The 15,219-nt window shown below is 56.9% G+C and carries 8 protein-coding genes, 1 tRNA gene and 1 pseudogene; 4 read left to right on the forward strand and 6 right to left on the reverse strand.

What is annotated here, in order from left to right; all coding sequences use genetic code 11:
* The first annotated feature begins 121 nt into the window (after positions 1-121).
* The gene (locus ACX80E_RS15055) at positions 122-283 is read left to right on the forward strand and encodes a hypothetical protein (RefSeq protein WP_459302840.1); all 162 of its coding nucleotides are present in this window, start codon (positions 122-124) and stop codon (positions 281-283) included.
* 554 nt (positions 284-837) lie between these two features.
* On the opposite strand, the gene ACX80E_RS15060 is transcribed toward ACX80E_RS15055, so the two are convergent.
* Positions 838-1,710 carry a DUF6414 family protein gene (locus ACX80E_RS15060; protein WP_459302841.1) on the reverse strand — a complete coding sequence of 291 codons (873 nt, stop codon included), beginning with the start codon at positions 1,708-1,710 and terminating at the stop codon, positions 838-840.
* Positions 1,711-2,317: 607 nt separating this feature from the next.
* Positions 2,318-3,691 (reverse strand): annotated as a pseudogene (locus ACX80E_RS15065) (IS1380 family transposase); the annotation flags it as partial.
* A 495-nt stretch (positions 3,692-4,186) separates the two neighbouring features.
* Between ACX80E_RS15065 and ACX80E_RS15070 the strand changes: the two are divergent.
* A complete protein-coding gene (locus tag ACX80E_RS15070) occupies positions 4,187-4,507 on the forward strand; it encodes a hypothetical protein (protein ID WP_459302842.1) in 321 nt (106 codons plus the stop codon).
* A gap of 1,084 nt (positions 4,508-5,591) precedes the next feature.
* Here the strand turns inward: ACX80E_RS15070 and ACX80E_RS15075 are convergent.
* The 4 genes from ACX80E_RS15075 to ACX80E_RS15090 form a co-directional block, all read right to left on the reverse strand.
* Positions 5,592-7,214: a hypothetical protein gene (locus ACX80E_RS15075; RefSeq protein WP_459302843.1), complete on the reverse strand. Its 1,623-nt coding sequence runs from the start codon at positions 7,212-7,214 to the stop codon at positions 5,592-5,594.
* Between the two features lie 288 nt (positions 7,215-7,502).
* Entirely contained in the window at positions 7,503-11,105 is a 3,603-nt protein-coding gene (locus ACX80E_RS15080) for an NACHT domain-containing protein (protein WP_459302844.1), read from the reverse strand.
* 366 nt (positions 11,106-11,471) lie between these two features.
* A tRNA-Thr gene (locus tag ACX80E_RS15085) sits at positions 11,472-11,548 on the reverse strand.
* 110 nt (positions 11,549-11,658) lie between these two features.
* Positions 11,659-12,558, reverse strand: coding sequence for a DsbA family protein (locus tag ACX80E_RS15090; protein ID WP_459302845.1), 900 nt, complete (start codon positions 12,556-12,558; stop codon positions 11,659-11,661).
* Between the two features lie 185 nt (positions 12,559-12,743).
* On the opposite strand from ACX80E_RS15090, the gene ACX80E_RS15095 reads away from it, so the two are divergent.
* Both ACX80E_RS15095 and otsB read left to right on the forward strand, forming a co-directional pair.
* Positions 12,744-14,201, forward strand: coding sequence for an alpha,alpha-trehalose-phosphate synthase (UDP-forming) (locus tag ACX80E_RS15095; protein ID WP_459302847.1), 1,458 nt, complete (start codon positions 12,744-12,746; stop codon positions 14,199-14,201).
* Positions 14,191-14,982: a trehalose-phosphatase gene (gene otsB / locus ACX80E_RS15100; protein ID WP_459302848.1), complete on the forward strand. Its 792-nt coding sequence runs from the start codon at positions 14,191-14,193 to the stop codon at positions 14,980-14,982. Before ACX80E_RS15095 ends, otsB begins: the two co-directional genes overlap by 11 nt.
* The last annotated feature ends 237 nt before the right edge of the window (positions 14,983-15,219 follow it).

The raw sequence follows: 15,219 nt of genomic DNA on the forward strand, positions 1-15,219 counted from the left end.
GCCAGGATGCCTACAGCGATGTCCGCCCGATCCGAAAACGACAACGCCCTACGCCCCACCAGCAACTCCTCTATTCAACCAACTTGTTGCTTCGAGGGTATGACACCGCCCCATCCTGGGCATGTCTAGAGTCATCGACGGCCAGCGGATGCCGCTTCACGAGTTGAGTACCGGGTTTTTTGACCAGCTAAGCCAACTCGCAGAAGACAAGGCGGAAAGTGTTGAGCTGAAGCTGGAAGTCTCGCGAATCTTGAAGACCGATGAGCGGATCAGCAGGATCTAATTCAGATGGCTGTTCGCACGCGTCAACTCAACGATCACCTCGGTGGCCCCTTGACCGGCCCGCCGCGAAGATCTTCCGCCGCCGCGGCTGGAACACGAAGATCTGCGCGGAATCCCGATGGCCACCTCCGTCGCCCGTCTCACCGCTCACAGTGGCGCTAGGTAACTATTGAAAACCACAATAGACGACGACGTCCCCCTCACCTCTGGCGGCGCCATCGACTACTGACTTAAAGCCGGCACTCCCCCAAACCCGCGGCTGGGTAGCGGCCTTACCGGCATCAACCGCCCAAGGATGGACCCTGTGACCGGCGATGACGCCACCGTAGTCTTCGCCGACGGCGACCACCCAAACACGCACCAGCCGTTAGGCCACCAGCGTGGCCCACCGCAGCGGCGAGAGGGACCAGCTCGTTGCCGTTACCGGATACGGCCTGATTTCAAGTCGCCCAAATTCAAGGCCAGAAGGAAGTCGTACGCCTAGTAGAAGTGCGCGAGGGGATTTCATTGCCGTTTTAGGTCAAGAGGAATAGCCCGTGGGCGCACTCTTCCCCGCTACCTGAAAATAGCTATTGGGTTTAGCCACAAAGCTGGACCCGTGATGCTGGCGTCGTCAGCGGAAACGTCCATACCCATGGCTTTGGCTGGCTCCACGAAGCCTCCAACCGATTCTTTGAGAGTGTTTATCTCCAGAGGTGTAGCCGACACATCGTGAGTCAGCCTGAGCGTCGGAAGCTCTTCGCCGTCAGTCAAGATCTGGTCCACCTGTGCGACGACCGTATACTCACCACCCAAACGGCCCGTCTTTCCGATAAGCCACTCGGCCGATATGGGCATTGCCACCGCGGGGCCTTTTTCGCCTACGGGGCGCGCGATGAAAATAGTCTCACCTGCGCCTCCCTCATCGTTGTCTCCGAGGAGCATTTTCATGCTACGTTCCGCTTCCTTAGTACTTTTAAGTTCTTCACCTTTCTGACTGAAAATATGGCCCTGAGATTTCGCCTTATCCGAAAACCAGAGATACAATCTAAATAGTGTCTGAATTGGCACAACCTCTAAGGTTGCTCGAAATTCAACCGTATGCCCTGGCTGGACGCCTTCTAGCGCTTTTGGCCCCCATCCCTGGAATGTCCCAAGCGCCTTTCCGTCAACAAGTGTCTGATACCACAATTCAAAAACAGAAAAACGGGTACGTGTACGTACTATTTCCTCAGCTAATGCAGATGTTGATTTCTTAGATCCTTCGATATTAGCCCCTTGAAACCCCAAGCCGCCACCAAACCCTCCTTCACGAGCAGAGTTCACTTTAGCAACGACTTCATCGATTTTCCCTGATTCAACAGCAGACAAGGAATTTATTACCGTCTCGTCGTTGAGATAAAAAAACCCTCGATGAATCTTCTTGGATGGGGACCTATAAATAGCCATTATGCTCCTTAGTCTCGGTCTAGATTTATAGCTCTTATAGTAATACCATGAATATGCGCGGGAGGCGTCTCGTCATTCTGCAGTGTGACCTCTTCTCGATCGGCAGTTGCTCCTACCTGATGAGGGAACTGGTGGTACGTATGGCTCCTGATAGACGCGTCCAGATCAGATACCGCCGAAGTTCGACGACGGCTCGGCAAGTGGCGCCGGAAGTTTCACAAACGGCCGAAATGGTTCCCAATCCGATTTGACGAATAAGTCGCTATCAGGACTATCCACAAAACACGATCATTGGCAATCATGAAACCTACAACCACCATGGTTTGTGGCGGCTTGAGAACCGATTTTGGACCGCCCGATTCTCGTCAGTCTCACTGTCAAGTATGACTGCTCAACCTCCACGGACTCCCGTACCCTAGCCTCGAACTTTCATGAGGCGTGATTTCTGGTGGATCAGGGCTGACTGTCTGCCTGACGGTTCTTATTGTGGCGTTTGGGTGTGACATTTTTCCCGCTGGCCTGGTGGCGGTTGTCGGTGACGGGTTCCACGACGGTCACGGCAATACGGGTGCTTTCTGGATCAGTGGCGGATAGGTGGCAGCTGCGCTTATGGTGGGCTCAGTGCCGCAACACGTTTCATGCCCTTGAGCAGTAGCTGCACGTCCGGCGCACTCGAGGCCAGATGCAAGATTGTTTGGCGGGCGTGAGTGGCGATTTTCCCGCCGATTTCAAACAACCGGGCCCGGAGTTTCTTGGGTTCCCAGCGTCTGGCCTTCGTATCTTTGAAGCCGATCATTTGGGTCCAGGCCATGATCTCGGCGGCGAGCATGACCAGATGGCACCAGAGCGCGTTGCCAGCGAATGCGTGGAAAGGTAGGTTCGCCAGGCCAGTGTCCTTGGCGTTACGGATCCTATCTTCACACCGCGCACGGAGCCGGTGGCGGACCTCCAAAGTAGCCAGCTGACCCTTTTTCTGGTTCGTCGCGATCGCTGTGTACCGCATCCCGTCGATATCGGTGATGCGTAGCTGCGCACCCACATGCGGGACTTCCTTGCGAACAATGACCCGCATGCCTGGTGGCCAGGAGGACAAATCCAGCATGCCGGTGATGTCGGCGACCCAGGCACCATCGCGCTCAAAGCCGTCACTGTCGTATGCCTTGCTCCACCCGCTTTTGGGGACCAGCGGCAGGACATCGGCCACGGCACCGTGGATGGGGAACCCGACCGAGTAGGAGAAATTCCTGTGTTTGGCAGTCAACCAATCCAGAAACCCGGGCGTGCCACCGGCAGAGTCCGTGCGGATCATGATTTTCCGCCCTGACCGGTACCCGTCGGGTAACTGTTTGACGGAGTCCTTCACCACCTGGATGTGGTCCGATGCTGTGTTGGAACCAGCGTTGCCGGGGCGCAGCAAGGTGGCGAGGGGCTCCCCGGTGCCCAGAACTCCGTGGTCAATGAAGGAACACAAGGGGTGAAAGCCGAAGCCCTTCTTCCACGTCGGGCGGGCGTCTTCCTTCTCAGAGTGAGAATTCAGCAGGGAAGCATCCAAGTCGATGACCAAAGGGTTCTCGGCACTGACACCGTGCAGAGGCGAGTTCTCACCGGCCTGCGCCCACACATGCGTACGGGCCGCGGCCCGTACGGTGTTGATAGCCGCCAACACCTTGGCAGGTCTTACTCGTGACAGTGTGGTGAACAGCCTACTGATCGTAGGATCAGATGCCACCAGCCCGAACACTTCAGGCTGGTTACGGAGCCGATCCACATCCGAAACACAATCCCCACCCGTCGCCAACGACAGCGCCAGATCGGTGAGGATCTTGCCCGGATCATGGGTAGCGAACGGTTTACGCCAAGGCTCCAACGCCTCCGATAAACCAGTGCCAAGACCAGCACCCTTCACCATCGAGGTCAGGATCGCACCACCGCCCTGAGACACGACACCGTCACCTGTGGCATCAACTCGAACAGACGGATAAAACCGGTAAAGTAGTTCACCTGCAAGGTGCTCCTGAAACTGTGTAGAAAATGCTGTGTAGTAACTACATTTTCCCACGTCAGAGGCACCTTTCAGGCTTTAATGACATCGCACGGTCATACCCTCATGAAAGGCCGAGGCTAGCGCGGGAAACCTCTCCCAGGGCGCCAGAAGTGAAGATGCCCATCGCCGTGAAGCTCGATTCTAATAGGATTGGCGAGGCAACCTCCGGCGTCATTGGTCACTCTATTCGCAGGATTACTGAGGACGCCGGCCCCTCCACCGCCAGGAGTTGCGGTGCCGTCCTGTCCTGGATGTTCAAGATGCCCTGCGCCATGACGCGGTCACCGCTAACCCGGTGATTGGGAAATCTATCCCCCGGGCCCGGAGAGCCAAGCCCAAGGCCATCGACGCAGAGCACTATCCGGATCTGAGAGCAAGACTCATCGTCTGGGCTCCCTCGGCCGGCCGCGCTCACAGGAACTACACGAAACAGTGGACGCCATCGTCGCGCTGGGTGTTCGCCCGGGTGAGCACTTCTCGCTGTTGTGGGACGACCTCGACCTGGACGCCAACCCGCCCACCATGTTCGTCCACACCGCCGTCACCAGAACCTCGGCCGACGGAGTCAGGCCCCAAGAGCATCCCACGGCCAAACACGATGTTCGCCACCTCACGGTTCCTGATTTCTTAGTGGCGCAGCTTCGTGAACGCCGCCTCCGCCAAACGGATTCAGGTGCGCCCAACCCGCTGGACCTGATTTTTCCGTCCGCCACCGGTATCATGCTGGATGCCAACGATGTCGGCGAGCTCTGACGGATAGTTTCGGATTCAATTAGCTATTACTGGGTCACGTTGAAGACTTTCCGGAAAGCCAATGCAACGCTCATCGCTAGGAGCGTGAACCCCGAAGCAGTCACCCACCAGGCCGGCCACTCCAAGGTGTCCATGACCCGGGATCACTACATTGAAGAATGCCTCGGGGCGTTGGATCTGCGGTCTGTCGTTGATGCATTCAAGCCACCAGAAGAGTCTCGGCAGGTTCGACTGCCGGAGGCTGAACCGGAGGGGTCTCGACAAGCTCGACCACCGTCTAAAGGATGAGTTAAGGGTGCGTTAAGCAAGAATGGCCCCTATCAGGGGCCATTCAAACCACTTAATCTTGGTCTCGACAAGCTCGACCAGCGGCACAATCCGCATATTTTGGGCCCCCTATCAGATTCGAACTGATGACCCCCGCTGTCGCCTCCATCGTCCAATTCGACTTGTCAAAAGTCGCTTCTGGCGCTTGACGGTGTGAGGGGCGCATAACAATGGATGGTACTGAAGAGTCGGCAATTGTCGCCCAATTTAATGAGTTTCTAATGAGTCGGTTACATCCACCCACGGCTTTGGATCAATGAGTTGTAAATCCATCCACTTTCGAAATCAAGGAGAGGTAGCGACCCAAAATCTCCCCGCTAACTCTCCCCACTGGGCTGGCTCCTAGGCCCCGGCGTCGACCTAGGTGAAGTTCATAGATAGTCCCATCCATAGAGATTGAGAACAAGTACGCTTCGTGATAGCGCTGAACACGCCACAGCGATCGCACCTCCGGGACTGGGATGGGTATCGTGCCAGTGCCGTCAACGACGAGATGTGAAGCGCCAGTAGCCGAAGAATGAACCGACCCCGACTTCTGCGGCACGTAGCGCCGGACCTACACCGTGTTCACCCCTTCCATGGCCACCGATGCCGGCAGACCAAGCGAACCCATCGGAACCGCCTCACTTTCGATCCGCTTGAAGCTTCCTGTGCGCAGACATAATAGTGACCGGCGAGGTGCAGAGTCATGGCGCACTCCTCACTCGGGCGAGTCGGCAGTGAAGTTAGCAGACTCACCCCCGGATGAACCAGCGAATCACGTAAGTTCGGCCAGCTTTGCGGCAATACTCGCCTTTGCGGTAACGACTGCTTGTTCTCTCTCAACTTTCAAGCACTCCTCGATCCTGAGCTGTTCACTAACCGCTATATCGGCTTGCCTGAAAACATCTGTTAGATTTTCAGCGCTTAGAATCGGCATGAGGCCTAATTTCTTTGCTTCAAGAGTCCCGTAGCATTGCTGGATCAGTTCGTGGCCAATAATTATGTCTCTGAGAGAATTACGGTCATCAAAGAAGGCGTCCGGTGTCCGTTCACCGAACCGAAGCCCGAAAACCTCATCTTGGATCGTAACCAATAGCTGCTCCTTGGTTTCACCGAAGCCGTCTTCCGACCACTCAATGTCCTCAACCCAGGCCGGAAGATTGCCACGAAAAGCTTTGAATTTCTCCGCAAAATCTAATCGCTTTTCCTTAACGACTCGGTTTTGTTCGTTTGCCGCTTCTAGCTTTTTCCTAACAGCGACATGTGTCTTGTCTAGAGCCGACGCCAGAGTGACAACATCAGCAGAGAAATCGCCCTGACCTTCGATGGCCTTCAGCATTTCGACCGTCCCATCGTCAAAGACTGTCCACCACAGGTCCTGGCCGCCAGCAGGCAACAATTCGCCCAGCGTCCGTGCCCATAGACGGTACCCATCCTCATCGGGCACATCGACGACGCGAAACACCGCACGGATTCTTCCGTTGCTTAGGTCTACCGTCATACATTCCCTAATGCGGGCAGGCCGATCCTCCAGTCGTACTTTTCGCTGCGCGACTGCCGCCCGAAGTCGGCGATTCGGCGTCCAAGATTCTGCCGCTCGCTCGTATTCTACGATCCACTCGAATGCGAATGTCAGCACCCTATCGGCGTCCTCCGCGTCTAGTATGTCCCCCCGCTCGCCTATGGCGGCCATAAACCATTCCGCCTCGGCAGCGTTCGGGGCAAACGCTGCCGACTTCAAGACGGCCTGAACACTGCCCAATTGCTTCTTTAGATAGTCATAGCCTTTTCGGTCCAAGACCTCGCTGCTATTAGGGGACAGATGATGCGCGTGGCTGCCAGCTAGTCTGCTCCACCTTTGCAACGCCTCCTGATAAGCCGCCTTAGACTTGTCGACGCAGGAACGATAGTCCCCCAGACCCCTTGATCTCTCTGCCTCCCGCAGATACTCACGAAGATCCGCGTCTCTGATCGCGTCTGACAGTACCATCCGCCGAATGTCCATTCCGAACTGAGCTGCGACAAGACCCGACACGTACGTGTCCGCAGCACTCGCCCAGAGCGGAACCTGCTCACTGTCCGGTTCCAGCCCTTCATGCTGCGATGCGTTTCGGGCGCGGCGCAAATGCTTAATGTCAGGGAGAACGGTCGGTCTCCAAGCGGGTCCGAAGTCTTGAACCAGGCGACTAACAAGATCGTCAAGTTTCCCGTTTGAGGGAACCGGAACCCCGCGGGTGACGGCAACCATGGAGCTGGCTCGCTCGACAGTTGCATCCAAGGCAACGATTGCGGCACCCCGCCGATACTTGCTTGCACCCTTGGCACGTGACAGTGCATCTTCAAGGGCAATACGGAGGGATACGAGCTGCTCGACTTCATGTGGAGTCAATGGATTCATTGTCCTATTGTGCCCCGAACTTCGCAGCCGAGTCGGAATCATTGTTGGCTGCGGCGCGGTATGTTGAAAGCATCGGAGCGGATAGCACTGCCTGCATCGCAGCCAGGCTTGGTGACGGTCCTGAGGTTGCGTAAGGCATAGGCCAACGTAGTATGGATGTAAGAGCTGATGGACTAGTGAGCTTCGGCCTCCCCTTCAGACAATTGAATTCAGGAAGGACCCGTTACATCGGCGGGTCCTTCCTTTATTCCCTAATTCCTGCATCGGGTTTCGCGGTCGACGCCCGGATTAGTCACTGTCATGGCCGTCTTTTAGTAGATCGTTGATCCGTTCGAGCACCCTTGGCGCGGAACGGAAGCAACCGTCTTTTGTGCAACTTTGGGAGCCCGGAGGATTGCTTGTCCTACATGACAGACACATCCATTCTGGTGAAGCTTGATTTTTCTCAGTGACAAGGATGGCCAGTAAGTCACTCTTGCAATGTTTGGCTGCGCTGTTTATTGCTGCCAACCGCACGTTGCCGTCAGGGTCATGCAGAAGGAGCCGATGCTGGCCTGTCAGATGTCCATCGTCAGAGCTGGAACATAAATCTGCTGCAACGATCCTGAGCACTGGATCCGTACTTCCAATCCACGATTGCGGCTCTGGACCGTCAACGTTGCTACACAGAGTGTGAGCCCCTATTCTAAGATGTTCCGGGCTGCTGACTAGTTCAGGGAGAAGCTCCCGGAGCATCAACGCTGCTTTCTCTGCTATGGGCACATCCCACAATGCCCCAGCGACGAACCAAGCGTGCACCTTCCCCCATTTCATCATCTTCCGGAGGAGTTCGACGGCTGCGTCGACATCGGCAATGTTAGACCAGTTAGGCTCTTGCCGACCTTGAGCGTTGTCGAAAAGTGCGTAATATGGATCCGAGCTCTCGACCGCTTCCATGCGGTCGATTGTAAGCTGAGCCTGAGCGGCAATTACTTTGGAGTCGAACTCAAATAGTGATTCGGTGAGGTTTATGACGTCCGGAATATCGTCAACTTTCTGAAAAATTGACAAACTACTTGCGTCATTCATGCTGAGCGTCTCCAACAAGTCGGCCAGCTCATCGACGCGGACTTGCTGCGGGTAGGTCAGTTCCGCGGCTTGGCGACTAGCAAGGAATCGCAGCATCACTAATTCAGAATCCCTGCCAAGGTCGCGGAATAGATCGAACTTTGTCCAGTCCCGCGGGCTCCCCTCTGCCTCTTCTGCCTCGGACTGCAGGCCGGCTTTAACCAAAATGTCCCGTAACTCATCCCTCAAACCGTGAGGTCCCTGTTTCGCCCGCTGGAGCACTAATCCGGTTGCTGACGGAACTACGCCGGTCAATATTTGTGCCGCAGCAACCTGAACTTGATGCAGTTCTCGGTCAACCAATAAATCTCTAAGTTGAAATTTTCCGGATTTCTTCTCTACAGGGAGGCGCGGGAGACTTTCTATTGATAGAAATTCCAACAAAGATTGTGGCTCATTCTGCAGTTCTCTCCGGGTGTAGAATTTGAGATCCAATTGTGCCCGCACGAGCTTCTGCCTCTGCCTCTGCCGATCGTACGAGCGAACCGCGGCTTCGATATCAAGTCGAATGTCCGGGGTAATCGGCAAGTGGAGTAATTGAGCCCAGCTTTCCCAAGCCAAAGGATCCGCTGTAAGAAGATCTTCGATGAGCCGATCAGAAATTGATCTCACAGTGGACAGGCCCATTTCTGCCCCTTCCCGATAAGCCCGTACGGCAGCATAAAGCACAGCTCGCTCGCCGCTCTGACCGGCAATTGCGCCAAGGGCCTCTGCTGCACCCGAGTTTAATCCCGCGGCAAGAATCAATGGCTCAAACTGGCCGGAACATATGCGTGCATGCACCCAATCGTTTATATTCTCAATATCCGTTATTGCGCAAAGAGCATCCCCTATCTCTGCAAATAGGGAAACTCTAGCGGCAATTGTTTCTGACGCGCCAGACTTTACGAAGATCCCATTTTCATCGAAGAAGCGAATTGCATCACGAGCAGCCACTTCGGCGGTCCCTCCGCCAAAATCCCAATGGGCGCCAACCTCTCTAGCAACGATGGGAAGCAACACGACAAATTTGATGGACCCATTTGCCTCCAGAATTGCTGATGCTTCCACGGCGAACGCGTGCATCGCTGCCGTCCCTAAGTACGACGGGCCAAGCGGGCCTATTGGGCTCTCCTCGTATCTAGTGAGTTCGTGCCTCGAAACTGCTTCGCGAACAACTTCGGCAAGCACACGGGCACGGCCAATAGGCAGCGTGTCTAGGTCCTTCTCACCAGCCAGCAATGCGAGCAAAACTGGCAGTAGAGGTGTTTCAGTAAGTGTTGGATCCTTGGCAAGCGCCTTTTGGACCCAGGCCACTCTTTCTTTCACCCAATCGGCTGTGTCACCGGAATTGACACTGCAAGCTCGTTGTAATTCTGAATGCCGGAGTATCGCCTGCACGATTCGTTTGCTTTGCTTGGGGGCGCACAACCTGAGCGGCTGCCATCCAAGGGTTGCCGCATGCCCGTACGCGACATCACGGGTAGACAACAGTGCGTCCACATCAGAAGAGACATCCGCCATCATCTCATCAATTTGACTTACGACCATGGGCCTCCTGTCGTATGTCTCATCAAGTGAGTCAAGTAGGAGTACAATCCCACCTAACGTCAAGCGTTTTTCTAACTCTGCTCGGATCAGACTTCTATCTGCGAAGGCGGAATCCCGAACGGCTATGTTCAGTAGTCTGTCCTGAAAACTACCAGCATTCCCCAATGCGTCCACCTCTTTGAGGGAGACGCAGAGAGGCAATGGGGCACCTGGTAAATTGCAAAGCTGAGCCGCAAGTATGCGTATCGCAGTTGTCTTTCCCCCGCCGGGAAGCCCTGTCAAAATGACACGTCCACGGCGTAAGAATGCCCAGACGAGAGACGCGTCAGAGCTTGACTCTTCTAGACCGGTGCCAACTTGCACGTCGGCATCAGACTCTTCCAACAGCAGCGGAGGCAGCTGAGCGCCAAGGCCGCGAAGATCAAGAAATGACCCTAACCGAACCAGACGCTGCTTGTATCGCCCGATCGCAGCGTTAATGCGCTCAATTTCAGCCGCTGGGGACTGGCCGCTGGAAGAGACGTCCACGCCAGCGCCCCGCAGCTCCTCTAGCCAACCTTCTAAGAGGTATCCACCTCGAAGCCGTGCCACATGACCAGCTGCTGATATGAGGGCCTTCCAAGCTTCTCGTCCTGCCGCGGCTGTGCCATCACCGACCAACGGCCGTATGTACTGTATAGCCACCTGTGCCCCGTGGTGGTAGGTCTCCTCGACTGCCAGTTCACATATGACGCCGCGATTGAAGATTGTATGCTTCTGCTCAGGCGTAAGGGCTTCTAGAAGGCCGTCGAGGTAAGAGAACGCCTCTGACTCGCCCTTCGTGGGGGGCCCAGGCAAATCTAGCTGCTGGCGCCTGAGTACTTGCTGTATGTCTCGTATGGTTCCGCTCAGGTTCCCACCCACGATTACAAGCCGACAATTTTCAGGCACTGCAGAGCTTTGAGCTGCCTCTATCCACTGGGCTACCGCCTTATTAAACGACGTTCCCTTCTTGAGCGTGCGTTTGGCTTGGATGAGTGCCGTCCACCCAGACTTAAAACTGACTTTAATGTCGTCAAGGGCATCTTCTGTCTCGATAGCGACTGACACCACCTGCGCGTCAGCATCTGCAATGCCAAAACCTTCCAACGGATTGCCTGAGAGACCACAAGCCACGGCATAGGCGACCACACCTCGACGATACTCAACGCCTCCGTCGCCTGAGGAACCAGCAATACTGCCTCGGCCTGCAAATGAATCAGTCGTTTTTGTCATGTGAGTTCGTCCTACCTAGAATTCAGGACCGCTTACAACAGAGCGGGCACCGCAATTCTATCGATGACACTGCTCGCGGCGGCCAGTAAACACCAGAGGCTATCTCTGAAGAGTCAGCCGGCGAAGACCCGGCCGAATCTAATGAGTTTTTAATGAGTCCGTTCAATACGGTGCACCACAGAGTCATGGCTTCCACAGCAAAACCGCAGGTCAGGGGCCACCACCCCACCCTAAACTGCACCTTCGAACCGACGACCGTTATGTTCGAACGCCATCGCCCTTTAAATGCGAAATGACGGGGTGAAAACCCACCCCGCCACTGCGAAAAACCCCGTAAATCCGGGCTTTTTGGCCCTCCAAAACTCGTGGGGCCCCCTATCAGATTCGAACTGATGACCCCCGCTTTACAAGAGCGGTGCTCTGGCCAGCTGAGCTAAGGAGGCAAACGCAATCAAGCGCTAGACAAGGCTACCCTAGGAGTCGCCAAAACTAAAAACCGGCTTCCCTCCGCAAAATAGTGCGGTGGAAAGCCGGTTTCTACGGGAAAGAAAGACTACTTCTTGGCTGCCAAGGTCTTGGCTAGGAAGTCGTCAAAGCTTTGCGGCGACTGCCACTGCACGCCGTCCATGAACACCGTGGGCGTCCCCGTGACGCCGTGAACAGAGGCCAGCTCGGTCGTGTTGGCCACGAACGGACGGAAGTTCTTGCCATCGACGCAGGAACTAATGTCCTTAGCCCCCACCTCGGTGGCGTACGCCTTCAGCGCGGCGTTATCCAGGCCCTTGCTGTTTTCGGCAGGCTGGTTGACGAACAAGATATCCAAGAACGCCTGGAACTTTTCAGGTGATGTATCGGCGACACAGGCTGCGGCAGCGCCTGCGCGTGAGGAGTAGTTGGTGCCGGCGGAGAATCGGTCCAGGAAGCCCAGTGAACGGTACTCAACAGTCACCTTGCCTTCGCTGGCCAGGCTCTTGAGCTCCGGGCCAAACTTCTTCTCAAAATCGCCACAGAACGGGCACATGAAGTCTAGGTAGATAACAGTCTGGATCGGCTTGCCGGCGCCCGTGGCGCGGATGCCAATCTTTTCCAGGTCAAAAGCCTTCTTCGGCGCAGCCGTGGGAGGCGCGCCCAGGTCATCAATATTCACAGTGGTTTCGGTGGTCGTCGGCTTGATAACAGCGCCGTCCTTGCCGAGGGTGATGCCACCGTGGGAGTTCATGTTCGCCGGCACCGGACCGCTCGACGCCACAGGCTCGTTGGCCTTATTGGTCTGAAAAATTACCAGCACAATGATGACAACAATGGCCACGGCGGCCACCAAAACGCCACCACGTATCAGCCAGCCTTTGCGCTTTTCCTTCTTCAGCTGGGCATCACGAATAGTCTTTGCCTGCTCGCGAGCTTGAGCTGTGCGCTCAGCCTTGGACAACCGTGGATCATTTTTAGGGCTCATAGTTCCTCAAGTCTTTGGGCACAGAAAAGTGCCGTACTTCGGCGTGTTCTTGATTATCCTAGGTGAGAAACCTTGGAGAACGCTCTCAAGGTAACAGGGCCGCACAATTTACCACTCCTCCCGCAGTGCACGGGGCCAACCGGCTAAGCTGACACAAACCCTAGTCACAACCACGGGAGCAACAGATGCCTGACAGTACGCCGGCGAAACAGCCGCTCCACCAGGGCGGTTCTGACTTCATAGTGGTCTCCAACCGCTTGCCGGTGGACAGGATTTCCACTGAAGATTCCGACGCCGGATGGAGACGCGCGCCCGGCGGCCTAGTCACAGCCCTGGCGCCAGTGATGGCAACACGCGACGGCGCCTGGGTGGGTTGGCACGGTGCCGCCGACGAAATACTGGAGCCTTTCCACCACGAATCCATGGACTTGATCCCCGTACCGCTATCCAGCGATGAGGTGGAGCTGTACTACGAAGGATTCTCCAATTCCACGTTGTGGCCGCTCTATCACGACGTCATTGCGCCTCCGGAGTTTCACCGAACCTGGTGGGACTCCTACCAACTCGTGAACCAACGGTTCGCCAACGCCGCAGCCAAGGCTGCCGCCCCCAACGCCACAGTCTGGGTGCAGGACTACCAGCTGCAGCTGGTGCCGCAATTCCTGCGCGCCCTCCGCCCCGATCTTCGCATCGGGTTCTTCAACCACATCCCCTTCCCCTCCCCCGAGATCTTCGCCCAAATGCCGTGGCGGAAGGCCATCCTGGAAGGGTTGCTGGGCGCAGACCTCATAGGCTTCCAACGCCCCAATGACACAGCCAACTTCCTGCGCTCAGCCAGGCGCTTCCTGGGCGCCGGCGTCCAGGCCAAACAAGTCCACGTCAGGGGCGCCGACGGCCACATCAGCCACATCGCCCGGGCGGAACCCTTCCCCATCTCCATCGATGTGGGCCGAATTCAGGAACTCGCGGCCCGCCCCGACATCATTGCCCGCTCCCGCCAAATCAGGGAGGATCTGGGCAACCCGAAAACCATCCTGCTGGGCGTGGACAGGCTCGACTACACCAAGGGCATCACGCACCGGCTCAAGGCCTATGGCGAGCTGCTCCTCGACGACGTGGTCAAGGTGGAGGACGCCTCCCTGATTCAGGTGGCCAGCCCCAGCCGCGAGCGCGTGGAAACCTACAAGCAGTTGCGTGAAGATGTTGAGGGCATGGTGGGCCGGATCAACGGCCAGTTCGACACCATCCAAAACACCGCCATCCGCTACCTGCATCACAGCTACCCCGTCGAAGAAATGGTGGCTCTCTACCTTGCCGCCGACGTCATGCTGGTCACCGCCCTGCGCGACGGGATGAACCTGGTGGCCAAGGAGTACGTGGCCGCCCGCACCAGCAACACTGGCGCCCTGGTATTGAGCGAATTCACCGGTGCCGCCGATCAGCTCAAACAAGCACTCCTTGTTAACCCGCACGACATCGACGGGCTCAAATCCACCATCGTGCGGGCCATCAACCTGCCGCGGACCGAGTCCATGCGCCGCATGCGGGTCATGCGCAAGCAAATCCTCTCCCACGACGTCCAACGCTGGAGCGAGGACTTCCTGAACACCCTGGCGCAGAAGGCGGTCCGCGATGACGGCTGAACTACCGGCGGAACTTCGCACAGCAGTCATCGCGTTGGCACAAACACCTCACCTGCTGGTGGCCCTGGACTTTGACGGCACCCTGGCCCCCATCGTTGACCGTGCCGAGGACGCCCGTCCCCTCCCCCGTGCCGCAGCCGCCCTGGCAGCCTTGGCCGCCTTGGAAGGTACGACGACGGCGCTTGTGTCGGGGCGGGCCCTGGCCAGTTTGCGTGTGGTCGCCACGCCTCCGGCTGCAACACTGTTGGTGGGCAGCCATGGGGCAGAGGTCTACCTCGGTCCTAGCTCGGCTGAGCTAAAACCCTCCGGTCGCCAATACACTGCCCTACTTGAGGCGCGCGCAGTTGTTGCGCGGGCTGTCGCGCTGTACCCCGGCACGCACGCCGAACAGAAACCAGCAGGCGTGGTGCTGCACTACAGACTAGCCAGCGAGACTGACGGGCGGGCCGCCGTCGAACTAGTGAGCGCCACATTGGCACCCAACCCGGATTTCACCATCACCAGCGGCAAGATGGTGCTGGAGATTTCTGTTGTCTCGGCCAACAAGGGTGAGGGCCTGGCCACGCTGCGGGCATTCACCCAGGCAACGGGAACCTTCTTTGTCGGTGACGACGTGACGGACGAACACGGATTCGAGGTGCTGCTCCCGGGAGACGTGGGCATCAAGGTGGGCGATGGCAGCACCCACGCCGAGTTCCGCATCGCGTCGCCAGTTGAACTGCCGGCAGTACTTGAGCTCCTGGTGGACGCCCGCGCCCAGAGCGGCCCGCCCCAGCCCTGACAAGCACCTTTCATGCACCGCGGCCGTGGGCCCGCGGACCAGCTGCGACTCGTGCTGTAGTTCACGTGTGGTAGGCAATTATGTGAGAAAAAGTGTGACAATCACCCAAAGTGATGTTGGTCATAGGGTAAATGTGTCATACTTCATAAGTTAGCCCGCACTGCCCCAGGCAGCTGCGGCCTGATGCACGGCAATCAACCATTCACTTGAGGATCGTTCGGCACGTACCTGCCGATG

This window comes from Arthrobacter sp. TMN-49 (assembly GCF_054511095.1).

Bases quoted from the DNA above. Each gene is read 5' to 3' on its own strand.
- ACX80E_RS15080 (WP_459302844.1), bottom strand. From the start codon at position 11,105: ATGACAAAAACGACTGATTCATTTGCAGGCCGAGGCAGTATTGCTGGT.
- ACX80E_RS15095 (WP_459302847.1), top strand. From the start codon at position 12,744: ATGCCTGACAGTACGCCGGCGAAACAGCCGCTCCACCAGGGCGGTTCT.
- ACX80E_RS15060 (WP_459302841.1), bottom strand. From the start codon at position 1,710: ATGGCTATTTATAGGTCCCCATCCAAGAAGATTCATCGAGGGTTTTTT.
- ACX80E_RS15055 (WP_459302840.1), top strand. From the start codon at position 122: ATGTCTAGAGTCATCGACGGCCAGCGGATGCCGCTTCACGAGTTGAGT.
- ACX80E_RS15090 (WP_459302845.1), bottom strand. From the start codon at position 12,558: ATGAGCCCTAAAAATGATCCACGGTTGTCCAAGGCTGAGCGCACAGCT.
- otsB (WP_459302848.1), top strand. From the start codon at position 14,191: ATGACGGCTGAACTACCGGCGGAACTTCGCACAGCAGTCATCGCGTTG.
- ACX80E_RS15075 (WP_459302843.1), bottom strand. From the start codon at position 7,214: ATGAATCCATTGACTCCACATGAAGTCGAGCAGCTCGTATCCCTCCGT.